The sequence below is a fragment of the Candidatus Limnocylindrales bacterium genome, assembly GCA_035559535.1.
Lineage (GTDB): Bacteria > Moduliflexota > Moduliflexia > Moduliflexales > JAUQPW01 > JAUQPW01.
Map to the genome: position 1 here is coordinate 145,725 of DATMBG010000012.1, position 22,774 is coordinate 168,498.

17 protein-coding genes are annotated in these 22,774 nt (G+C 45.8%); 6 read left to right on the forward strand and 11 right to left on the reverse strand.

The genetic code is table 11. The features are described 5' to 3' along the window. Window positions 1–64: 64 nt before the first annotated feature. From VNM22_03600 to VNM22_03610, 3 genes are all read right to left on the reverse strand, one after another. Complete coding sequence (locus tag VNM22_03600) at window positions 65–1,012, reverse strand: LLM class F420-dependent oxidoreductase (protein ID HWP46225.1); 948 nt, start codon at window positions 1,010–1,012, stop codon at window positions 65–67. 98 nt (window positions 1,013–1,110) lie between these two features. Further along, a complete protein-coding gene (locus VNM22_03605) occupies window positions 1,111–1,530 on the reverse strand; it encodes a TIGR03668 family PPOX class F420-dependent oxidoreductase (GenBank protein ID HWP46226.1) in 420 nt (139 codons plus the stop codon). Window positions 1,531–1,753: 223 nt separating this feature from the next. Continuing rightward, window positions 1,754–2,512 (reverse strand): hypothetical protein, encoded by a 759-nt coding sequence (locus tag VNM22_03610; GenBank protein HWP46227.1) that lies wholly within the window; start codon window positions 2,510–2,512, stop codon window positions 1,754–1,756. Between the two features lie 339 nt (window positions 2,513–2,851). Between VNM22_03610 and VNM22_03615 the strand changes: the two genes are divergently transcribed. The 3 genes from VNM22_03615 (at window position 2,852) to VNM22_03625 (ending at window position 6,309) form a co-directional block, all read left to right on the forward strand. Continuing rightward, window positions 2,852–3,646, forward strand: a complete 795-nt coding sequence (locus VNM22_03615) for a methyltransferase domain-containing protein (protein ID HWP46228.1) — start codon at window positions 2,852–2,854, stop codon at window positions 3,644–3,646. Continuing rightward, complete coding sequence (locus VNM22_03620; GenBank protein ID HWP46229.1) at window positions 3,643–4,542, forward strand: metallophosphoesterase; 900 nt, start codon at window positions 3,643–3,645, stop codon at window positions 4,540–4,542. The genes VNM22_03615 and VNM22_03620 overlap by 4 nt, the downstream gene beginning before the upstream one ends. A gap of 78 nt (window positions 4,543–4,620) precedes the next feature. Continuing rightward, window positions 4,621–6,309: a hypothetical protein gene (locus tag VNM22_03625; GenBank protein ID HWP46230.1), complete on the forward strand. Its 1,689-nt coding sequence runs from the start codon at window positions 4,621–4,623 to the stop codon at window positions 6,307–6,309. 115 nt (window positions 6,310–6,424) lie between these two features. On the opposite strand, the gene VNM22_03630 is transcribed toward VNM22_03625, so the two are convergent. The 5 genes from VNM22_03630 to VNM22_03650 all read right to left on the reverse strand — a co-directional run bounded on the left by VNM22_03630 (window position 6,425) and on the right by VNM22_03650 (window position 11,215). Then, window positions 6,425–6,820, reverse strand: coding sequence for a DoxX family membrane protein (locus tag VNM22_03630; protein ID HWP46231.1), 396 nt, complete (start codon window positions 6,818–6,820; stop codon window positions 6,425–6,427). Window positions 6,821–7,026: 206 nt separating this feature from the next. Further along, window positions 7,027–8,211, reverse strand: coding sequence for a glycine C-acetyltransferase (gene kbl, locus VNM22_03635; GenBank protein ID HWP46232.1), 1,185 nt, complete (start codon window positions 8,209–8,211; stop codon window positions 7,027–7,029). Between the two features lie 222 nt (window positions 8,212–8,433). Continuing rightward, window positions 8,434–9,471, reverse strand: a complete 1,038-nt coding sequence (gene tdh / locus VNM22_03640; protein HWP46233.1) for an L-threonine 3-dehydrogenase — start codon at window positions 9,469–9,471, stop codon at window positions 8,434–8,436. Window positions 9,472–9,484: 13 nt separating this feature from the next. Continuing rightward, entirely contained in the window at window positions 9,485–10,264 is a 780-nt protein-coding gene (locus VNM22_03645) for an enoyl-CoA hydratase-related protein (protein ID HWP46234.1), read from the reverse strand. 135 nt (window positions 10,265–10,399) lie between these two features. Then, a complete protein-coding gene (locus VNM22_03650) occupies window positions 10,400–11,215 on the reverse strand; it encodes an aldo/keto reductase (GenBank protein ID HWP46235.1) in 816 nt (271 codons plus the stop codon). A gap of 111 nt (window positions 11,216–11,326) precedes the next feature. On the opposite strand from VNM22_03650, the gene VNM22_03655 reads away from it, so the two are divergent. The 3 genes from VNM22_03655 to VNM22_03665 all read left to right on the forward strand — a co-directional run bounded on the left by VNM22_03655 (window position 11,327) and on the right by VNM22_03665 (window position 18,608). Next, window positions 11,327–12,388 (forward strand): AI-2E family transporter, encoded by a 1,062-nt coding sequence (locus tag VNM22_03655; GenBank protein ID HWP46236.1) that lies wholly within the window; start codon window positions 11,327–11,329, stop codon window positions 12,386–12,388. A 72-nt stretch (window positions 12,389–12,460) separates the two neighbouring features. Then, window positions 12,461–14,236 carry an SLC13 family permease gene (locus tag VNM22_03660; protein ID HWP46237.1) on the forward strand — a complete coding sequence of 592 codons (1,776 nt, stop codon included), beginning with the start codon at window positions 12,461–12,463 and terminating at the stop codon, window positions 14,234–14,236. Between the two features lie 460 nt (window positions 14,237–14,696). Continuing rightward, window positions 14,697–18,608, forward strand: a complete 3,912-nt coding sequence (locus VNM22_03665) for a tetratricopeptide repeat protein (GenBank protein ID HWP46238.1) — start codon at window positions 14,697–14,699, stop codon at window positions 18,606–18,608. Between the two features lie 15 nt (window positions 18,609–18,623). On the opposite strand, the gene VNM22_03670 is transcribed toward VNM22_03665, so the two are convergent. The 3 genes from VNM22_03670 to VNM22_03680 are packed head-to-tail and all read right to left on the reverse strand — an operon-like array spanning window position 18,624 to window position 22,771. Further along, window positions 18,624–19,724 carry an enolase C-terminal domain-like protein gene (locus tag VNM22_03670; GenBank protein ID HWP46239.1) on the reverse strand — a complete coding sequence of 367 codons (1,101 nt, stop codon included), beginning with the start codon at window positions 19,722–19,724 and terminating at the stop codon, window positions 18,624–18,626. Window positions 19,725–19,772: 48 nt separating this feature from the next. Next, entirely contained in the window at window positions 19,773–20,024 is a 252-nt protein-coding gene (locus tag VNM22_03675) for a hypothetical protein (protein ID HWP46240.1), read from the reverse strand. 17 nt (window positions 20,025–20,041) lie between these two features. Further along, complete coding sequence (locus tag VNM22_03680) at window positions 20,042–22,771, reverse strand: PAS domain S-box protein (protein ID HWP46241.1); 2,730 nt, start codon at window positions 22,769–22,771, stop codon at window positions 20,042–20,044. Window positions 22,772–22,774 lie beyond the last annotated feature (3 nt).

A 22,774-nucleotide genomic window follows, 5' to 3' on the forward strand; every position in this document is an offset into this window, starting at 1 on the left:
ATTCAGATTGAGAGAGTAAAAGCCTCCTCTGAGAAAGGGCAAACCCGGATCTACCCTGTATTTTTTATCCTTTGGGAACCAGGGGCATAACTTCCCTGGCAAACCGCTCTACCCCTTCCAGGATGGCTTCCATACTCCCCAGCATAAAGTCCACAATCAGGTGACGAACTCCTAAGTTTCGATAGTGTACAATGTCCGCAACAATATCTTCAGGCTTACCCGTGAAAGGTTTCCTGGGAGAACCTGGATTATCGGTAAATTGGAGAGGCACCCGGAAAGAGATGGTGATCATATCCGGATTACGACCGGCTTCAAGGGCACAATCCCGAAGGTATTTGACACGGTTCGCGAAATCATCGGGGGATAAATCGGCCGGTGGTCTTAATCCGATGGGATGCCAGCCGTCGCCCAAAGTAGCCGCCCGACGGATGGCCGGTTTGGTATGACCACCGATCCAGATAGGAGGACAGGGTTTTTGAACGGGTTTAGGAGAGAATCCAATATTGGAGACCTGATAGTATTTACCCTTAAAACTGGGATTCTCTTTAGTCCAAAGCTCTCGAAAGAGTTGAATGTACTCATCGGTTACCGCGCCCCTTTCCTGATAGGTATTAAGCCCTAAGGCCTTGAACTCTTCCTCCATCCAACCTATTCCCGCTCCAACAATAACCCTTCCATTGGAAAGGTAATCCAGGGTAGCAATAATCTTGGCCGCAAAAACCGGATTTCGATAAGGAATGATAAGTACCGAACTTCCCAAACTTATCCGTTGGGTACAGGCTGCCAGATAAGTCATCAAAGTCAGGGGTTCCACATAAGGCTCTGTAGGTTTGGCAGGAAATTCTCCCCCAACACTGTAAGGATATTTGGAGTAAATCTCCGTAGGGACCACAATATGGTCTGAAATCCAGACAGAATCAAAATTCAACTCCTCTGCTTTTTGGGCCAATCGAACCATGTTGTCTCGTGTCGCTAAAGGACCTCGATTTACAATAGAAGTACCGAATTTCATGAAACCTCCTTATAAATAATGAACCCTGAACTATTCCTGATAGCCGATAAATCAAAAACCAAATTCATGGCTCAGGGTTCAGGATGAAAGGTTGTAATTTATACGGCTCCCCAACTTTTTACACTGATCGGCGTAATCTTGATGACAGGCTTATCTTCCAGGGCCATAGTTTGGTATTGCGGGTATTTTTCCCGCAAAAGTTTAATGGCCCTTTGTTGTTCGGTTCCCATGGATAAAATCTGCGCATTTCCCTGAATCAATACAAATCCTAACCGACTCCAATCCTCATTATAGTCATCGATAACCAGAGCTACTTGAGGATTAATTTCAATGTTACGGACCCGTCTGAGCTTATAGGGAGCTACTTTTTTGGGTTTTTCATCAATAACCGAATATAAAAATCCCCCTTCGTAAGCATAACAGATGGGAACCACATGGGGTTTGCCGGTTTGGTCTGCCGTTGCCATGTGGGCAATCCGATGGGAACGAATAAAATTTTCTTCCCTTTCCGTTAGCATAGGAGATAATTTTTCAATACCGTTCCAATTTAATAAATCACCTTCATGAATCGGTTATCGGTATAACAGGCAGGACGAATCCGCTATTCGTCCCGGACAAGATGGTATTTCCCTCTATGGTCCTAAGTCAACCCCGTTAAGGTGACCTCTGGAATAGACTGAAACGGGAACGAAAATTTATAAAGTGCCGCCAAGAGTTTAATGCCTTACTTTAAACTAAAAGTCAATAGTTAAAACAGGTCAGTAAATTTTGATGGAAAAGACGCACCTGTTGATTAATCCATTCGGCAACTTCCTCTTCAGGATACTGAGAAGTATCGATTTCGATTACCTTGAAGGGCGCCATTTTTTGGGCAACCATCAGGGTTTCCCGGAATCTCTCACTCAAATGGTTTAGGATGGTTTCTTGTTCATGGAGGTGCAACCAGTATTCTCGGGACTGTGACTCATAACCAGGTTCCCTGGCAATACGCTTGTAGATGCGTTCCATGGCTATCTGAGCGGGAGTATTTAAAAAAATATACAGATCCCGAAAGGGAAGTCGGGAAAGGGATCGTGCGATCCGGAGTTTCTGTTTGAGGCTTAAGCGGTTACCTAACCGGGGGTAATAAAGGTGGCTATAAATAGCCGGGTCGATAATCATGCATCGAGTATTTATAACCAGGTCCGGCTGATACTTACGGATCATATAGGGTTCTAACCATCCCTGATAAAGTACGAAGAGGATACGACTCATGCCGATCCAGGATCTTTTTTTGGTGGCATCCACAGATTTAAAGAAGGACTCGAAGAACCGGGAAATCCTGGGCAAGCAATAGGTAATCTGACCACCCTGGAGGGCAAAAGGATCCCGACCCGGTTTACAGATGGAAAAGTCGGAGCCCAACTGGAGAATGGCTCGAAGGGTCGTAGAACTTTTCCCGGAACCGTCAATACCGATTACGGAAACCCGCAAGGGTTTTTTCTGAAGGGAAGTGACCATAGCTATTTTTTAAGTATAATCTTAGTTCCTATGACTCTGTCAAGGGAAAGGTATAGGTTGAAAGGTGTATCAAGATATTACTTAAGCATAACATTTCGGTCCATAGCTTCATTAAAAGCCTCTTCAAAGGGGGAATGAGGGCCTAGGCGCCAGGTTAAGGCGCCCTCCACTCTGCCTCCCTGTGGTCCCCCCGTCCACGGGAGGAGTAGGGGGGGAGGCAGGGGATGGAACTTCGCTTCAAAGTTCCTTCCCCTGCAAAGCGGGGGAAGGGGGCCCTCCCCATGGACCTCACTCCTTATCCTGGTGCGTATGGGAATGAGGGATGTTAGGAGTGATAAAGTGCTTACAACGGTGTTGAGGCTGGAACCTGAAAACGAGGTATGGACGAAAATGTTCGGCAAGGATATGTTACCCCGGGTTACTATTTCAATTACCTCATACGCCCAACAACAGGGGCGTATACATTCTCACAAGCCGAGCCCGACTTTGATTGGCTTAATCCTGGAGGAAAATATTCAAAATAAATGGCTTTTAGATATAGGCTGCGGAAGTGGTGGTTTAACCTTTGAGCTGGCTCCCTATGCCCAATATATTGTAGGCGTGGATATTTCCCAGGAGGAAATCCATCGAGCAAGGGGACTGGCAGATCAGAAGGCCTTGGCCCATGTAAAGTTTGTCCAGGGAGATGCCGAGAAAACTCCTTATCAGGAATTTCTCCAGGGAAGAAGACCGGATCTGGTCGTGGCTAACCTCTGTCTGTCAAATGAAATTATTCACAAGTCCTTTGAAGCTTTGGAAGAGGGATCTTGCCTGATTTTTGCATGCTTTCATCATGATCAGTGGCTTGAATTAGGTATTCCTTCTCGATTTGCCTATACAGAGGAGCGTTTAAAAGAGGTTTTGGAAAAGACCGGCTTTACCCTAGAATTCTTCCAAATTGAAAAGGAAGTTATAAAATTTGAAAGCCCGGAGGAAATGATCGACTTATATTTTAAGAATAGTCCCTTAAAAGTAAAGTGGATGAAAGACGGACGGTGGGATCGGTGGGTCCAGTATGTTCAACAAGGAGGGCGCTTTTTGACGGTAAAAAGTCATCATATTGTTAAGGCGAGGAAAAAGGGGAAAAATCCATGAAAATCATTGCACTTTCCGATCTTCATTACCCCAGACATAAGGACCATCTGGAAAAGATTGTCAAAAGGATATGTGACTCCGAGGCAGAGGTTTTAATTCTAGGTGGGGATATCTCAGAGATTCAGGAAGAGCGTTACCACCGGTGTTTGGGACTTTTTGAGAAGTTTAGAGGGCTTAAAATAGCGACCGTAGGGAACCATGATCTCTGGGTCTTGAAGGGAGGAGACTCTTATCAGCGGTATAAGCAGTGGTTCCCTGAGCTTTTTAAAGATTATGGCTTTCATTATCTGGATCAGCAGATTACCCCTTTTATCTACAAAAACATCGCCTTTGTAGGCAATATAGGATGGTACGATTACTCCTTTCGGCAAACTAAAATTCCTTTTTCAGATGAAGTTTTCGTCGGTTACCTGGATAAAGAAAAAGGAAAGCGGATCTACAAACCATGGTCTCAACTGAATGACGAAGACTATGCCCGAAAGGTTCTTCTCTATATCAGGGATAAAAAACTAGGTGTGGTGACCTGGAACGATGTAGTGGGTATTTCCTGGAGGTACTCCGATGATACCTTCTGCAATCTCATGCTGGAACATCTAAAGGCCCAATTAAACTGGTGTCAGCAGAATCCGACTGTTGAAAAAATTATCTGTATTACCCACCATGTTCCCTTTAAAGAAGGAATCAAAGAACGACCGGATCCCGGACTCGCCTTTAGTAATGCTTACATGGGAAGTCATCGGATGGGTGAGTTGCTTTTAAATTATCCTAAGGTCAAAGTGGCCCTTTGGGGACACAGCCACAACTGGATAGATCGGAATTTCACTATTCAGCATATTCAAGGGATCAATATGAGCCTGAGTCCGGTTCTGGAAGAAGTTGTTCAATTAGAGATTTAATCCACTGTCTCTTGTTAGTTGTCCTGACTCAGGGTTAGCAAACAATAGGCAACAGGCAGCGGATAACCAATAGTCAAGGTGTTTGAACACATTAAACAAGAACGAGATCCCTTTTATCACTACGTATCTCTGGCTTTAGCTCATCAATCTAAAGGAGATTATAATCTGGCACTGATCTATTGGGACCATGCCGTTAAATATACTCCTCCAGGCCTTTCCTTAAAGCCTCAGATCGTTCGAGAATATAACCGAGTTATTCAAGACCTTTTGAACCGTCAGAATCATGCAGAGGCTGAAAAGATCAGGAATCAACTGGCTAAGTTTGCGCCGAACCTTGAAGGACTCTCTGAGAAGCCAGAGTGGATCCCTCTCCAGCAATATCTTTACTTAGGAATCCTTCATCAGTGTCAGGGTAATTATCCCCTTTCTTTTGCCTACTGGAAACAGGTTATGGCTCATTCTTCATTGGAATCCATGGATAGTGAACTCTCCGAATTGATACGTAGAGCTATTAAAGATTATTGCTGGATTGCAGATCAGCACTGGAAGAAAGGGGAGATCCGTAAAGCTAAGGAGATCTATCGGGGTCTCATCGAGGTCTATCCTCAATTTCTGGAGGGTTATATTAACCTGAGCCTGATTTATTATAATAGCGGAGAAAGCCAGAATGCCATCAGTCTTTTGGAGAGATTCGAAATGGAACATCGAGAAAATCTCCTGATTTCCAGGTATCTGGAACTCTATAAAACCATTGAGGAATTAAAGAACCAATTTGATGGCGTTCCTTACGCCGCTATTGAAAAGCTTGTGGAGCAAATTCGAGTTGAAAACATCTTTTATCCCTTCGTGCAGGAAGCTTATCTGAACCTTTTGGTGAATCATCTCATAGAAAAGGAGAAGAAAAGTTTTGAACAGAGAAGACTGGAGGTTCAGGAGAAAGCTATTCTGGGTACCAGCAAAGTCCTGGCCAAGGAGGGGATCTCCCTGGGTGAGCGTATCACCATGGCCCGGAATGCCACAAAAGCAGAGATTCCGAAATTTCTCCATGATAACGACCCAAAAATCATTGAAGCCCTTTTGGTTAATCCCCATTTAACGGAAGAAGACGTATTGATTATCGCTCAGACCAGCAAGGTTTCAGAAATACTCAACCTCATCGCCCATCACTCTCGATGGTCCCATCGCCATGAGATTCTGCTGGCTATCGTTTGCAACCCCCAAATGGATCCCACCTCCTTAAAGAAAATTTTGCCTTCCCTGCGATTGAAGGATCTCGCCGTCGTTTTCCATAGAAAGAAAATAGCCGCAGAGGTTCGTCTGGAAGCTAAGAAAATAGCCCGAGAGATTTTTATCCATCTCTCACTATCCGATCAGATAGCAGTCATGGAGGCTTCTTCCGGGGATATTCTCAGGATGCTGGATCAGTTACCTCCGGAGAGCCTTACCTTCTTAGATTTTATTCTGAAGCGGTTCTTTGACGATGCCGATATGATTCTAAATCTTTCCAGGTGGTTGGAAACTCCCAGCCACATTCTAAATAAAATCGGAGAAAATCCTCAATGGCAGAACCATCCCCAAATTCGCTTTGCGCTTCTTAACAACCCTCGAACCCCCCCCCATCTTATTTTAAAGTTGTTGGAAGGTTTCGAGCCGGATGAACTTAAGTGGATGTTGGAAAACAAGGTCATGCTTCCCTATGTGAAAGGGGTGATTGAGAAAAAGATTCACGGCTTTCCGGTGGCGCGTTCTGATTCCGAGTCCGGGTAATTTTATCGGTATAATCCTTGAGGTTTTCATGAGTTCGATAAAATTTGCTTCCCCATCCCCTATTTAAGAAACCAAAACCGATGCCCTCAACTTCAAAAATGCTACCAGGCCCATCCTATTCTCCCAGCGCAATACTCAGCGGCCAAGGCCTTGGAATGGCCAGAAACATCAAGGCGGCTCCCACCAGGGCCATGTTCTTTGTGAAATTAATCATGTCTGCCATCTTCATTTGTTGATCTTCAACTGCCCAAAAATTATGCATTATGAAGGAGACAGGAACCAAAAAAGCTATGATCAAGATAATACCCACAACAGGATATGTCCCAAGAAGTATGCTCAACCCGCCCAGCAGGATCATAATACCTGAAACTATCACTGCTGCTGAGGGAGCTGGAGTGCCCTTCGATTGAGCATAGCCCGATAACATGGGAAGATTTTTAAAATGGTTTAAACCACTTAAAATGAAATATCCCCCGAAAATAATTCTTCCTAGGAGAAACAAAAGGTTCATGGTTGCTCCTCCTTTCTCCAAAAGCGAGCAGGCTTTCAGAGGTGACTACTCTATTTGCAACACCTGGTTGGTCCCTGCAGATAACGTATTCCCTACCGTCTACCGTCTAGCGGGATCAAGATTGCCCCTGTCCCGCAGACAGGTCTGTGATGCTAAGTCGAGTGGATCACCTCTGTGAGAATTTCCCTGATTTACGGTCAGGTGTTTTATATTCCAAATTCTTTTTTGACTTCGGCAAACATTTCTACGGCAAAATCCAAATCTTTCCGGGAGTGGGCTGCCGAGATCTGAACCCGAATTCTGGCCATTCCTTTAGGCACCACGGGATAAAAGAAGCCGATAACATAGATTCCTTTTTCTAGTAATCTGGCGGCCATATTTTGGGCCAACACCGCATCACCCAGCATGATCGGTACAATGGGGTGGATACCGGGCTTAATGTTGAGTCCAATTTTGGATATTTTTTCTCGAAAGTAGCGTGTATTTTCCTCGAGCTGATCCCGTAAAGTGGTTGAAGTCGAGATCATCTCTAGGGCTTTGAGGGATGCGCACACGATGGCGGGTGCAAGGGTATTGGAGAAAAGGTAGGGTCGTGAGCGCTGGCGCAACAGTTCCACGATCTCCTTTCTTCCACTGGTATAACCACCACTGGCTCCACCCAGAGCCTTTCCGAGAGTACCTGTAATGATATCTACCCGATCCATGACTCCCCAGTATTCATGGGTACCCCTTCCTCCCTTGCCGAGGACTCCTACGGCATGGGAATCATCGATCATGACCAATGCTTTGTATTTATCTGCCAGATCGCAGATCTCCGGTAATCTGGCGATGGTTCCGTCCATGGAAAATACCCCATCGGTGGCTATGAGGCGGAAACGGCAGTCGGCGGCTTCCTTGAGTTTAGCCTCGAGGTCCTCCATATCGCAGTTCCTGAAACGAAATCTTCTGGCTTTACAGAGCCTTATACCATCGATAATGCTGGCATGGTTAAGTTCATCGCTGATGACTGCATCTTCTTCGGAGAGCAGAGTTTCAAAAAGTCCTCCATTGGCATCAAAACAGGAAGTATAGAGGATGGTATCTTCTGTACCTAAAAATTCGGAGATTTTTTGCTCTAAAATTTTGTGAATCTCTTGAGTTCCACAGATGAAACGGACCGATGAGAGTCCGTAACCCCATTTGTCCAGTCCTGCTTTAGCCGCTTCGATAATCTCAGGATGATCGGCCAGGCCCAAATAGTTATTGGCACACATATTTAGAACACTCTGGCCTGTCTTCACACGGATGTTGGCCTGTTGGGGGCTGATGAGGATCCGTTCGACTTTATAGAGTCCACTTTCCTCAATTTGCTGGAGTTGTTGCCTCAGGTAAGGTTTCATGGTCTCAAACATGGGTATTTTCCTCCTTTTTAGGAGTTACTGACCAACAGGGATTAATCCCAAGGATATAAAAGCACCAGTAAGATACGAGGACTCCTGAGACACTGGGACGCGGGGACATGGAGACGGGGGGAATTCTCACGTCTCCGTATCCCCATTTCCTCCTGTCCCAGAACCGTGTCAGAGAGCCGTATTTCAATATCCCAAAGCCATATTCCAGAAGTCCTCCCTCTCCTAGTCGATCCAATTAAGAATAACCTTTCCGGATTTACCGGAGCGCATGACTTCAAAGCCTTCTTGAAAAAATTGATATCGAAACCGGTGGGTGATGACCGGAGAGACATCCAGGCCTGTCTGGATCATACTAGTCATTTTATACCAGGTTTCGTACATTTCCCGTCCATAGATACCTTTAATTGTTAATCCGTTAAAAATGATCTGGTTCCAATCAATGGCGAAGTTGTTTTTATGGATTCCCAGCATGGCGATTTTACCACCATGGCACATATTGGCCAGCATACTTTTGAAAGCTTCCTCATTTCCAGACATTTCAAGCCCCACGTCGAAGCCTTCTTTCATTCCCAGCTCTTTTACCACATCTTCGATATGCTCTTTGGTGACGTTGACCACCCGGGTAGGCTTCACTTTTTTAGCCAGCTCCAGTCTATAGGGATTAACATCGGTTATCACTACATAGCGGGCACCGGCATGTTTGGCGATAGCTGCGGCCATGATGCCGATAGGACCAGCTCCGGTTATCAGCACGTCCTCACCCAGCAGATCAAAAGATAAGGCCGTATGGGTAGCGTTGCCCAGGGGATCGAAGAAGGCAAGGATATCGGTCGGGATGCTGGGATCGCAATACCATACATTGGTTACAGGAATACAGATATACTCTGCAAAGGCTCCATCTCGATCCACTCCCACCCCCCGGGTCTTCCTACACAGGTGTCGGCGTCCGGCCAGGCAGTTTCGGCAGCGCCCACAAACAATATGCCCTTCACCGCTTACCAGATCCCCTTTGTTAAAATCGTGGACATTACTTCCCACTTCTTCCACGGTTCCCACAAACTCATGACCTATGATCAAGGGAATCGAGATGGTCTTTTGGGCCCATTCATCCCAATTGTAGATATGAACATCTGTACCACAAATAGAAGTTTTATGAACCCTTATCAGGACGTCATTAATGCCAACTTCCGGAACCGGCACTTCTTCCAACCACAGGCCGGGTTCGGCACGTTTCTTAACCAGGGCTTTCATTTTTTTCATAGGAATCATTACCTTAATGCCCGAATTTTTCAGGATCCGGTTTCCGCTTTTCCTGGAACGAAGCCCCCAGCTCTTTGGACTCGGCCGTATCCAGGTAAAGTCGGAGTAGCAGATCATGGGATAGCCGGGCTAAACCGGATACTCCCCCATGTCGAGCATTGAAGGCCGCCTTGATGGAAGCCAGGGCAAAGGATCCTCGCTCTGCAATTTCCAGAGCCATTTTCCTGGTTTCTGCGACAAGTTGATCATCCGGGACCACTTTATTAATCAGGCCCATTTCAAGAGCTTCCCGAGCCGTTATTTTGGCATTTCGAAACCAGATTTCCTTGGCCCGTTTTTTCCCCACCAGGTCTTCCAAATACCAGGTTCCATACCCGGCATCGAAGCTTCCCATGGCTGGACCTACCTGGCGAAAGATGGCACTTTCTTTGGCAATGGTGAGATCACAGACCATTTGTAAGACGTTACCACCCCCAACGGCATAACCATTAACCGAAGCAATCACAGGCTTTTGCAACTTTTCGATGCTTTCGTATACTTCCAAAGTAGGTAAGACTCCGGCATATAAAAGGGAATCCTCTAACTCTTCTTTCCTTCCTCCAAGACAGAAAAATTTATCTCCGGCTCCTGTGATAACCAGAACCCGGGTTCTGGTTTCTCGACGAATCTGGTTAATGCAATCCCTTATTTCATGGCACATTTCGGGATTGAACATGTTCCCATCGTGGGGACGATTTAAAGTTAAAGTGCCGACGGGACCGTCTTCAGAATATAAAATTGTGTTATAAGCCATGGGAAATCAGAAGTCAGAAGTCAGAACAGCGAGAGAGGATCTTTATACAAAGGGTGGATAGATAAAGTTTAGAACGACCCCTTCATTCTGACTTCTGGATTCTGGTGATTAATCTTGAGCAGTTCCGATAAAGTTCTAAATAACCTTTCTGGCCAGATAACAGACCCGTTCCCGGTCTTCTTCGCTGAACCAGGGTGGATTTCCGGCCTGGGCATTTTCGGTCATTCGTCCGATTTTTGAAGTAGCCGGGATGGCTACATGGACCCGAGGATCACTGAGAATCCACTTTAATAAAATTTGGGGCCAGGTCTCGACTCCGTATTTCTTAAAGGGCTCCAGCTCCGTAACCCCGGGTTGACGCCTGACCAGCATCCCTTCTCCTAAAGGGCGCATCACAATGACCCCAAGTTTTAGGGATTCGGCCAGGGGCAGGATTTCTCGTTCGACTGTACGTTCCAGGGCATGGTAGGGAATCTGAATGGCCTCAATCCTTCCGGTCTCCATAACTTGCCGAAGTGCTCCAAAGGCCGAAGGACTGTAATGGGTAGCCCCGATTACCTGAATTTTTTTCTCAGCTTTTAACTCTTCCAATACCGGTAGATGTTCCTGCCAGGCAAGCAAGTTATGGATCTGGTAAACCTCCACACGTCCTTGAAAAAACCGAAGCGCACGCTGAATTTGATTTTTTCCTTCCCGAAGGGAATTGGCCCATACCTTGGTGGCCACCAAAGCCCGGTCTCGAGACTCTCGAAGGGCTTCTCCCAGAACCCGTTCCGCCTCCCCATACATGGGGGAAGAATCAAAAAAATTTGCTCCGACCCTTAAGGCCTCGTCAACAATCTGGTAGCGCCGTCGTTCTTCTTCCCCTCCCCGCACATCAAAGGTTCGCCAGGTTCCCATTCCGATGGTGGGAACCCTTAAGCCGGTCTTACCAAAAATTCGCTTTTCCATATTTTTATCCCGTTCCTAAAAATAAAATGATTGACTTTCCCTCATAATGCAAGTTAAAACAAATTAAAATCAGTCTCTAGATTTTGGATTAATGAGGAAGGAACCGTTTTTATGATTCCAGTATCTAAACTTAAACTATCTCCTACGCTGGTAACTCTTTTTTTTATCTTTATGGGAGGAGTCCTTTTTTATTTCTTCTCTTCCCCCCTCCGCCCCTTTTTAGCCGCTATGGTGGTGGCTTATCTGCTCAATGAACCGGTAACGCGTTTGGAGCTTCTGGGGATCCCCAGGATCTTAGCCATTACCCTGGTTTTTATCCTTATTATAGGGTTTTTGATCATTGTCCTATTCTGGCTCCTCCCCCTATTTATCGAGCAACTGACCAATCTCCTCCAGGATATCCCCTTTTATACCCGGGAGGTCCGACAGTATATCCTTGATTTCCAGGCAAGACATCAAGAGGTTATTAATACCACCTATGGCCAGCAAGTTTTAGATCGCATATCGGCTGAAACCGAAAAGGTTATAGCTAATTTTATCTCGCTGGTTCTGGCGGCTATTACCGGAGCTATTACCAATGTGGTTGATCAACTGGTCATTATGTTTCTGGTTTTTTTCTTTTTGAAGGACAAGGATCTCTTCTGGACCTGGCTCACACGACATTTACCGGGGAATCAAGAGCTAGTTCTCAATATTTTATATGATATCGACCGGCAAATGGGTAATTTTGTTAGAGGTAAGCTCGCCGTGATTATGATACTTTGGGGATTTACCACCGTGGCTTTTTCTCTGAGCGGTCTTAACTATTCTCTTTTCTGGGGGTTTTTAACCGGACTTTCTACCCTGGTCCCTTATTTCGGTCCCATTATCGTGAGTATACCCATTTTCCTGGTAGCATTTTTGCAATTCGGAACCTGGTGGGGATTTGTTAAAATCGGCCTGATTTACATCGGCTTTCAAACCATTGAAGGAAACATTTTAACCCCTTTTATTACAGGTAAAACAACGCATATTCATCCAGCCATTATTATCTTATCCATCTTAATCTGTAATTACCTGTGGGGATTCTGGGGAGTTGTATTTTCAGTGCCCCTGACTATCTTTATCAAAAGTGTTTTAACCCAGGTGATAGCAACATGGGAGGTGGAAAAAAATTCTCTCACCTATAGGTAATACGAACCGCCGTCGAGGTATAAATATGGTGATTCGCTTTACCATGGCACCTCCGATTTTGCAACCATTTCTATGCAAATCCTTATCGTCTTGGCTATTTTGCTTGCTTCGGTGGTGTTATTTGTAACAGAACTGGTGCCCGCCGATCTCGTTGCTTTGGGGATTATGATCGGTTTGATCCTCACCGGTATTCTAACCCCCGAGGAAGCGATCGCCGGGTTCAGTAATCCGGCCCTCATTACCGTAGCAGCCATGTTTGTTTTAAGTGCCGGTCTCCTCCGAACCGGAGCCGTGGGATTTATTGGGAAGAAGATTATACAGATCTCCGGAAAGGATGAAAAAAAGCTTCTCTTATCCATCCTGCTGGTCGTTACCTTTATCTCGGCCTTCATTAACAACACTCCGGTTATGATGGTATTTCTTCCCATCATTTTAGGTATTTCTTATCAGACCGAGATAAGTCCCTCGAAGCTTCTCATCCCAACTTCCTATGCAACGATTATTGGAGGAACCTGCACCCTGATCGGAACTTCCACCAATGTCCTGGTCAGCTTTTTGATTAAAAAATATGGATTCCCTGAGTTGAAGATGTTTGAATTTACCCAATTGGGAATCATTTTCGCCGTAGCCGGTATTCTCTATATCTTTTTTATCGGTTATCATCTGCTACCCCGACGGGCCAGTGTAACGGGTTATATCTCCGGTAACTATATCAAGGAATACCTGACCGAGATGGAAATCATTAAGGGGTCTTCACTGGCCGGAAAGACACTGTCCGAAGCCATCCTAAAAAAATACCCCGACATTAAAATCCTTCAACTCATTCGAGGAGAAGAAATCCTCTGGACCCCCCTTCCTTCCCTGGTATTAAAAGAAGGGGATGTTCTCTTGGTTCGGGGCAGTGTTACAGATATTGTCTCCCTTTATAACAAAGATGATGTAGAATTACTTCCAGATTTATCTCCCGGAGAGATTAAATTTAAAGAACAAAACAGTACTCTGGCCGAACTGGTTATTACCCCTAATTCCTCTCTTATTGGCCGCACCACACGGGGAGTCGGATTTAGAAACCGATATGGCGTGACCGTGGTAGCTATCCAGCGTCACGGAATTCACATTCGGGAGAAAATCTCACAGATCCGGCTTCGACTCGGAGATACCCTCCTCGTTTTGGGAGATGTGGATTCCATTGTAAAACTTCGGGATTGTGAGGATTTCCTCTTATTAGAAGGTATTGAAGAGACCGTCATCTATAAAGATAAGGCCCCTATTGCCATTGGAATCATGTTGATGGTTATTGTTCTGGCTGCTTTGGATTTTATGTCTATCCTGGTTTTATCCCTCCTAGGGGTCATGCTGATGATTTTAACCCGATGTATCCCCCTCAAGGCTGCTTATCGCTCCGTAGATATGTCGGTAATGATCTTAATTGCAGGAACTATTGCCCTTGGAACGGCTATGGAAAAAACCCATGCAGCGGAATTAATTGCCCATCACCTGATCTCTATGGTCGGATTTCTAGGCCCTACAGCGGTCCTGTCTGCTTTTTATCTTCTAACCAGTTTCCTTACCGCCGTGATGTCCAATAACGCTACAGCGGTACTTCTGATTCCTATTGCGATTTCCACCGCTACCTCCCTGGGAGTAAATCCTAAACCCTTCATTCTGGCCGTTATGTTCGGAGCCTCCGCCGATTTCTCCACTCCTATCGGATATCAAACCAACACCATGGTCTACGGACCTGGAGGATATAAGTTCATCGACTATGTGAAGGTGGGAACGCCTTTAAATGTTCTATTCTGGATTTTGGCCACTCTATTTCTTCCGTATTTTTGGCCTTTAAAATAAAATTTATAAAACGTCAGTTACTCCCCTGCCGGATTTTTATGTTTTACGTTTTACTTTTGCTAAACCTTTTTATGGCTCTATATGTCTAAAAATTGACAGATATTCTTTATAGTTTACCCTGGGTTCTGTCTCTTCTACGGTAAAACCGGGCTTTAAGGTCGTTGACTTAAAGTTTAAGTAGACCCCATGGGGCATCCTGATGATAGCCATTAGAGAATCTGAAAATCTCTCAGCTCCAGCAGGAGTAACCTGTTGGAACAGGCTGCTTCTCCTGGAACTAAGAGGTTTTTAGGCGTTAGTTTTTGCCATAAATAGATTGCTCCCGGTGGAGCTAAAAAGAGATTAGACTTTTTTGCTCGTTTTTAAGTCAATGGCAGGGGGACAGGGCCTGGAAACGAGGTAGGGACGGAAGTATTAGATAGAATTTTAACCTTCTTAGATTTAGGAGAATGGTTCCTTTATGAACTTGGATTTAGGCGGACTTTTCTCAGGGGGAGGTAAAAAGAAGCTGGTGAAAAAGATAGCTCAGTATAAGGATCAGTTGAACAAGGATCCTTATAACCCAACCCTTCATGTTGAGCTGGGGGATCTTTTAGTAAAACTAGATCAGCCTCAAGCAGCTATAGAACATTACCACCGGGCGGCTAACCTTCTTACCCAACAGCATAATCCTTCTAAAGTCAGTACCCATCTCATTGAGATCTACAAAAAGATTTTATCTCTTGCTCCAGATGATCAGGCCTGTGAAAATCTGGGTGCAGAATATAATCGCATCGGAAAACATACCAAAGCTTATGAACTTTATCTTTCCGTAGCAGAAAAACTATACCAACAGGGCTTTTATGAGAAAGCCCTCAGGCTTTATCAATCTGCTCTCATTCTGGTCTATAACAGTGCTATTGCTCATACCCGATGCGCTGAAATTTATCAGCATCTGGGGCAGTTGGAAAAAAGTGCCTTTGAATATTTCACGTTAGGAGAGTTAAGCTCAAAACGGCAGAAGCCGGCAGAGGCCCTGGAGTATTACCAGAAAGCTCTAAATCTACTTCCTTCTAACCTCGATATAAGGGCTAAAATGGCCGAAACCTATCAACAGCTAGGTAAAAGGGAAGAGGCACTGAATGAATACTTAAACCTGGCAAAAATCTGTTTGGAAAAAGAAGAGGCGGCCAAGGCTTTAACCTATTATCAACGGTGTCTGGCCATCTACCCCGATCATCCTCAAGCCTTGGAAGGAAAAAAGAAAGCCATTGAGTTATATACCCCGACATGGGAAGGGGAAAAATCCTCAGAACCCCAACCCACTGGATCTTCGAAAAACATATCGGGTTCCCAGGGAGAGGATGACCTTTCTCCTCAGGCCGAAACCTTTTCTCCAAATTCAAATCAGGCCCCTGAAATGGAAGAGAGCCTGGACCTGTATGCACCCTTAACATTCCCTCTGGTGGAAGAAAAAGAGGCTAAATCTACCAGAAATATTTCTTCCAGATCTGAAGACAACCCCCTGGAAGAGTCCAGTAAAGTCCAGGCCCTTATTCAGGAAAAAGCACTCCTCGAAGCTGAAGTTAGAGAACATCTGAGAAATCAGGAACTTCTGAAAGAAAAAATGGAAAAGATCCTGGAGAGCAAAAGACGACTTCAACAGGAATTTCAAGAACAGCTCTCCCAATTGGAAGAAGAAAGAAATAATCTGGTCGGTAAATCCAGGCGAGTCGCCGAATCTGAAGCCTATTCGATTAATGATTTAAAGTCTCTTCAAGATAAAATACGGATTTTACAAGAAAAGCTCTCTCAGGCCGGATATGAAAAAACAGAAATTCAGCAAAAATTCTCCAGGCAAATTGAGGAATTGAAACTGAAAGAAAAATCCCTCAAAGCCGAATTGTCTCAAATCTCCCGGGAAAAAAAGGAACTTGAGGAAAAACTGGAAGCTCTTACGGTGACCTACCAAGAACTTCAGGAGGCTAAACGCGTCAGCGAGGAACAGTTTAAAGAAGCTATTGCAAAACTCCAAGCCAATCAGCAGGAGCTTCAAGATCAACTCGACACTTTACTTAAAGAGAAAATTATAGCCAACCAGAAGTTAAAGTTGCAAGGAGATAAGCTTAAGGTTGCAGCTAAATTATTAAAAGAAAAGCTAGATCAGGTCAATGAGCTTAAACGGCAACTGGAGCTGAGGTTCAGTAAGCCGGATAAAAAAGGAGGACGAAGCCAGGAGGAACTTGTAACGGAAATAGCCCGATTAACCGAAGAAAAAACTCAGCTTCAGAATCGGCTTCAGGCCATTATCGATGCTAAGGAACACATTGAAAGGGAATTTGCAACCTTAAAGAATGAGCTGAATAGTCTCCAGCAGACTAAAAAGAAAGATCATCTCAAATTTGCGGAACTCGCCCGGAAACATATCCAACGTGGAAAAGCTTTGGTACGTTTGGATCAGGAAAGAAAGAAATTAGCCCAACAGCTTGCCGACGAGGAGGCCCAGAAGAGGCGAATTGCCCGGGAGCTTGAACAGGTAAAACAGGCCGAGCAGCAACTTCAAAAGACCATCTGGGAAAAATTAGAGTCCGAAAAGGCGCTGAAAGAAGAATTGACCAGATTTCAAACCCGGGGGGCGAATTTAAGCAAACAGCTTGAAGAACATCAGAAAAAAGAGGCCGAGCTGGAAACTCAACTTGCTGAGCTGCTCGTCAAAGGCCGAGAAGTTGATGCGTTAAGAAATCAACTTAACGAGCATCTTAGAAAAGAAGAGGAATTAAATCAGAAGTTGAATTCTATTCAAGTCCAATATAAGCAAACCGAAGCCCAGATGCTGGAAGAAAAGGCTCAGCTTATGGAGAGGGTTCAACAGCTACAGGCCGAGATGGATCAAACCAAGGCTCTAAGCGCTCAGCAGTTGGCCCAGATCAAAGCAGAGCTGGAAGAAAGGACTAAAAAAGAGAAACTTCTCATCGGAAAGTTGAAACAGCTCGTTAAAGCCAAAGCCGCTGCAGATAAGTCCCTCTCGGAGGAAACTAGAAAAAAACTGGCCCTCTATGAAAAACAAATCTCTGCTTTGCAAACAGACCTGGAAGAATCCCGAATTAAAAATCAGCAGTTGCAGGAAGAAATTCAAGTCCTGGAAAGTAATTATAAAAAAGAACTGGCTTCCAGGCAAAAGGAGATTGAAGAACTCAAGAAACTCAGGACGTCGAGTCCTGCTATGATAACCGATGGGATCGTTCAGCGCCTGGAGAAAAAACTGGAAGAGATTCAAGAAGCCGACAGAAAAATGGAAGCCCTTTTAAAGGAAGCACGAATTCTGGAAGAAGAGAAGAATCTTCAACTAAAGAAGGGACTGACCCAGGTCCTGGCCGGGATAGAAAGGCTGGAAAGAGATTTCAAGGAGAGAATCTCTTCCCTGGAAGATAAGAATCTTCAAACAGAGACCTGGCTTAAGGAAGTTCTCAATCCTCAAAGCCTCAAAACCCTCTTAAAACAAGGGCTCAGCTCCACTCTAACTTCCGGTAAAAATCGTTCCACCAAATGGTTGAGAGGAATTCGCTTCTTATCTGTGGGTGTAATTATTCTCTTAACAGTTCTTTTCCTTCTCAGACATATATCCTACAATGAAGAATTATCCCTCCGTCTGGATAATTTGGATCCCATTGTCCTTCAATCGGAAAGCGCGGTTGCCGAACCTTCGGGGCTGATTCCTTCTTCATCCCCTGCAATCGAACCCGGGACAGACTCCAGTAAGCCTAAAACCTCATCTGCCCCCCTAACTAAGAAAGGATCTCCCTCTAGAACTTTGAACAAATCCCAGAATTTACCTGCCACATCCGAATTCGATGATGGGGTAAACCTCGATAAACAGCCTGTTGAATCCCATTCACCGGGTCCAGAGCTAAAAACCGCTCAAATTGAGAATAAGCCGGAGGTTAATTTACTTCCTCGAAAAAGGGAAAAGAATCTAAAAAAAGAGACCTACAGATCCGAATCTTACGGGGAGAGAAAAAGAGTTAAGCCTCCTGTTCAATCCCCCGAATCTCCCCAATCTGATTCCCAATGGATTTCGATGAACTCGGAACCCCAGACTTCTGACAGGATTTCACTCCCATTGGATTCCAACCCTTATTCAGAAATAGATATCCCGTCCCGTGGACCTGATTATTCTCAACTCAGGGCCTATCGGACGTATTTATTACGTTATCGGAATCAAAACCCCCAGACTTTTATCCGCTACAATCCCTTAGAAAACCTCTACCATTATGAATTATACCCGTTTGAGGGAAGGGGTTTTCGCCGGCCGGAACGACCTTTTCGTTTCCAGGACTTCCGGGGACCTATTCGATACCCGGGGGGATACCGGCCAGAACGACCTTTTCATTAAGGTTCGGTTACAGATCTATCTAAGTACCTGGATTGTGTTTCGCTGGATCAGATCCCAGTCGATTTCATACCCCAGTCCAGGACCTTCCGGCGCATGGACCATTCCTTTATCATCTACTTCGATATCCTTCACTAAACCGTATTTATTGGCGCCTGTGGCTGGAAAAAACTCGTAATAATCACAGTTGGGAATAGCCATGGTGACATGGAGATTGGCCACGTTATTGAGGGAATTACCTCCGTGATGGATCTCACACTTCATATGAAACGCATCGGCCAGATGAGCTATCCTTACCAGGGGAGTGATACCCCCCACCACCGCCACATCACCCCTTAACATATCGGTGGCTTGTTGCTGTACCCACTGGGCCATACCGTAGAATCCACCCGGGGCATATTCCGTGCATAAGAGGGGGATATCCAACTTTTGGCGGAGTTTAACGTAGTTGTAGAGGTCTTCTTCAGAGAGAGGATCTTCATACCAAAAGTAATTTAATTCTTCGATGGCCCTCCCCACCCGAACCGCATCTTCATAACCGTAAGCCCACATGGCATCCAACATCAGGACCATATCCTCGCCTACCGCTTCACGAACAGCCTGGCAGATCTCTATATCTTTTTGGGGTATGCCATGGGGATGGATCTTGTAGGCAGTCCAGCCCAAGGACTTAAAATGTAGGGCCTCTTGGCCATACGCTTCTGGTGTCGGAAGCCAGGCAGAACTGGCATAAGCCGGAACCTGGCTTTTACAGGAACCGAGTAACCGATGGATGGGCAAACCCGCAGCTTTGCCTGCTAAATCCCAAAGGGCCACATCTACTGCCCCTATCGCCCTTAAAGATACCCATCGGTGTATCCCCCACATCTGTTGCCATAGGGCACCGATATCCAATGGGTTCCGACCTATCAGCATGGGTTTTATCAAGGTCATCAACGGACCGACATAAGCATCGGCTCCTTGGCCCGAAGAGCCCAAAAAGGAATGTCCTTCCAGCCCTTCATCGGTCTGAACGGTTACCACCCCGAGCTGAATATTTCCCCCAAATCGCATTTTCCCGGCTTTCCACGGTTCAATAAGCCATTTGAATAAGGTTGCGGTTAGATTGGTAATTTTCATAGTTGCCTCCTTGCTTGGTGAGAGGGCGAGGTTTAAGGTCTCCCTCCGTTAAGATTCTCCCCGTAGATAATAAAGCAGGCCAATTCCAATACCGACTATGAAAAAAAACGGGAAACTGATGATAATCACTTTAATTAATTCCACGGCACTGGCGTAAAAAGCTTCCTCTACACTAAACTGGTGGGGATAAAATGACTTTAAGTAGTGGATCTCTTCAACCGAGTGCCAACAAACAGCCGAAACAACCAGAATGCTTATTCCCATTGTAGATAAAATCAATACCTGGTAGGTTCGCTTCATGATCAGACCTTTCTCCGTTAGTTCAGGATATCCAGTATGCCGCGTAAAGCGGCGGGATCTAGGGGTTTGGTAAAGTGGTAATCAAATCCTACCTCCCGAAATTGATCTGGATCTTCTCTCTGTCCGTATCCTGTGAGGGCTATAAGGATGGTTTGGGATAAGCCGGCTTCTTGTCGAAGTTTTCGGGCTACTTCATATCCGTTCATCCCCGGTAAACCAATGTCCAGTAAGATAACATTTGGTTGGTAGATGGGAACAGTCTCTAAGGCTGCCAGGCCATCGTATACCACTCTGACGTCGTACCCCCACATCTTTAACAATTCACTGAGTGTCGTTGCAGCATCCACATTATCATCCACAATCAGGATGCGGCGAGAGGAGGGCCGGGTGGTACGGTGATTTTCTCTTTCCTGGGTCTCTGCGTCTGTGTGCCCCCCACCCCCCACCCCTTCCCTCCCCATGGACGGGGAGGGAGAGAGGGAGGGGGTGGGAAGACGCACCGTAAACTCACTTCCCTGACCCAGGCCTGCACTATAGGCCGATACCTTTCCCCCATGCATCTCCACCAGACTGCGTACCAGGGTTAATCCAATTCCAAGTCCCCCTCGGGATCGAGCAAGGGATTGATCTATTTGGGTGAATAGATCAAAGATTTGATCTAACATTTCCGGTGGGATACCTATGCCGGTGTCCCGTACACGAATGACTACCTCTTCTCCTTCCGGTTCACAGGTCACCCAGATGCGCCCCCCCGGATCTGTATACTTTGCTGCATTAGTGAGAAGGTTAACAACCACTTGTTCTAACCGAATGGGATCGGCTTCCACATAAACAGGTCTTTCGGGCAGGGAGACTAAAAGTTCATGTCTGTGGATTTCAACCAGTGAACGGCTTGTTTCAACGGCATGGGTCAGGAGGGTTCCGAGTTCTACAAGCTCCTTTCGAAGGGTGATTTTACCCCGGGTGATTCGGGATATATCCAGCAAATCATCCACTAATCGGGTTATGTGCTGAACTTGTCGAGCCATTATATCCAGGGACCGTTTTAAGACTGGATCCTGGGTGCCTCGAAGCTGCATGAGTTTTAAGGTATTACTGATAGGAGCAAGGGGGTTACGGAGTTCGTGGGCCAGCATGGCCAGGAATTCATCCTTACGGCGGTTTGCTTCCTTTAGGGCTTCTTCTGCCTTCTTACGATCGGTGATATCTTGAATGATGCCTATAGCCGATTGAGGATGACCCTGCGGATCCTTTATCACCGACATACTACTGCTCACCCACACGTAGGAACCATCGGGGCGAACATATCGTTTCTCTGTAACGAAAGTCGGTCCTCCGGCTACCATACGTTCAAACAAAGCAAGTGTATTGGGAAGATCATCAGGATGGGTTAAATCCCGCATCCTCAAGTTTAACACTTCCACCATCGGGCGACCTACAATCTCACAATACCGTTGGTTTACAAGTAAAAATCGACCCGTCAGATCAGTTTGGGCAATTCCCACCGTCGTTTGGTTGAAGATGGCTCTCAACTGCTCCTCACTCCTGCGAAGCTCCTCCTCAGCTCGCTTACGTTCGGTGATGTCTCTGGCAATCTTAGAAGCCCCGATAATTTGGCCGGTAGCATCACGAATTGGAGAAACCGTGAGTGAAATCATGATTCTCTGACCATCTTTTCTTCGACGTACGGTCTCATAATGGTCGACCCGTTCTCCGGATCTGATCCTTTCCAGAATTTTAGGTATTTCGTCAACACGCTCGGGCGGTGCCAGGATAGAGATATGCCGACCTATCACCTCTTCCGCAGAATAGCCAAAAATCCTTTCTGCACCTGCGTTCCAACTCATGATAATTCCATCCAGGGTCTTACCGATGATCGCATCGTCTGAAGATTCAACAATAGCCGCCAAACGGAGATTTGCTTCTTCTGCCTGTCTACGCTCGGTTACATCGCGAAAAATCAAAATCACCCCCAAAATATTTCCATGGTTATCTTGAATGGGGGCAGCACTGTCATCGATCGGTCGCTCTGTTCCATCCCTTGCAATGAGCACCGTATGGTTGGCCAATCCTATGATAACACCCTCTTGGAGTACTTTAGCTACCGGGTCTTCAATCGGTTTCCGTGTTTCCTCGTTTATGATTTTGAAAATATCCTTCAAGGGCCTCCTTAAAGCCTCTTCTTGCCTCCATCCGGTTAATTCCTCGGCCACAGGGTTCATAAAAGTCACCTGACCTTCTCGATCCGTACTAATTACGGCGTCACCGATACTGGCAAGTGTAACCCGCAGCGATTCACGTTGCTCGTATAACATAGCTTCTATTCGCTTGCGTTCGGTAATTTCCCTGGTCAAATCGGTTATCTTCTGATCCAATAGGGTAAATCGATGGATGGCCTCTTCTTTGGGACGACAGCGTAAGAGAATACACGCGGCCGTATCACCGGATCTCGGTTGAAGAACGGCACCTTCGCAGCGATAAGGGAGAAGTTGACCATCGCAGGTACGCCAGGTTAGCGAACCGGGTATCAACTCCCGGCTTCTGGAACAGACTTTGAGGTAGCGGGCAACTTTATCGGCGGGGTCGGAGACAAGCTCATCAAGCCGTACACCCCGAAGATCTTGATAGTTTAGTTTCAGAAGATCGGCGGCTGCCGGATTGGCTACCAGGATGACCCCATTTCCGGAAACAAGGAACATAGGCTCTGGTAAAGGTCGGGTAATCTGCAGAAAATCTTCGGAGTCCATAAT

Bases quoted from the DNA above. Each gene is read 5' to 3' on its own strand.
- VNM22_03665 (HWP46238.1), top strand. From the start codon at position 14,697: ATGAACTTGGATTTAGGCGGACTTTTCTCAGGGGGAGGTAAAAAGAAG.
- VNM22_03610 (HWP46227.1), bottom strand. From the start codon at position 2,512: ATGGTCACTTCCCTTCAGAAAAAACCCTTGCGGGTTTCCGTAATCGGT.
- VNM22_03660 (HWP46237.1), top strand. From the start codon at position 12,461: ATGCAAATCCTTATCGTCTTGGCTATTTTGCTTGCTTCGGTGGTGTTA.
- VNM22_03600 (HWP46225.1), bottom strand. From the start codon at position 1,012: ATGAAATTCGGTACTTCTATTGTAAATCGAGGTCCTTTAGCGACACGA.
- VNM22_03650 (HWP46235.1), bottom strand. From the start codon at position 11,215: ATGGAAAAGCGAATTTTTGGTAAGACCGGCTTAAGGGTTCCCACCATC.
- VNM22_03680 (HWP46241.1), bottom strand. From the start codon at position 22,771: ATGGACTCCGAAGATTTTCTGCAGATTACCCGACCTTTACCAGAGCCT.
- VNM22_03655 (HWP46236.1), top strand. From the start codon at position 11,327: ATGATTCCAGTATCTAAACTTAAACTATCTCCTACGCTGGTAACTCTT.
- VNM22_03645 (HWP46234.1), bottom strand. From the start codon at position 10,264: ATGGCTTATAACACAATTTTATATTCTGAAGACGGTCCCGTCGGCACT.
- VNM22_03630 (HWP46231.1), bottom strand. From the start codon at position 6,820: ATGAACCTTTTGTTTCTCCTAGGAAGAATTATTTTCGGGGGATATTTC.
- VNM22_03675 (HWP46240.1), bottom strand. From the start codon at position 20,024: ATGAAGCGAACCTACCAGGTATTGATTTTATCTACAATGGGAATAAGC.
- kbl (HWP46232.1), bottom strand. From the start codon at position 8,211: ATGTTTGAGACCATGAAACCTTACCTGAGGCAACAACTCCAGCAAATT.
- VNM22_03620 (HWP46229.1), top strand. From the start codon at position 3,643: ATGAAAATCATTGCACTTTCCGATCTTCATTACCCCAGACATAAGGAC.
- VNM22_03670 (HWP46239.1), bottom strand. From the start codon at position 19,724: ATGAAAATTACCAATCTAACCGCAACCTTATTCAAATGGCTTATTGAA.
- VNM22_03605 (HWP46226.1), bottom strand. From the start codon at position 1,530: ATGCTAACGGAAAGGGAAGAAAATTTTATTCGTTCCCATCGGATTGCC.
- tdh (HWP46233.1), bottom strand. From the start codon at position 9,471: ATGAAAAAAATGAAAGCCCTGGTTAAGAAACGTGCCGAACCCGGCCTG.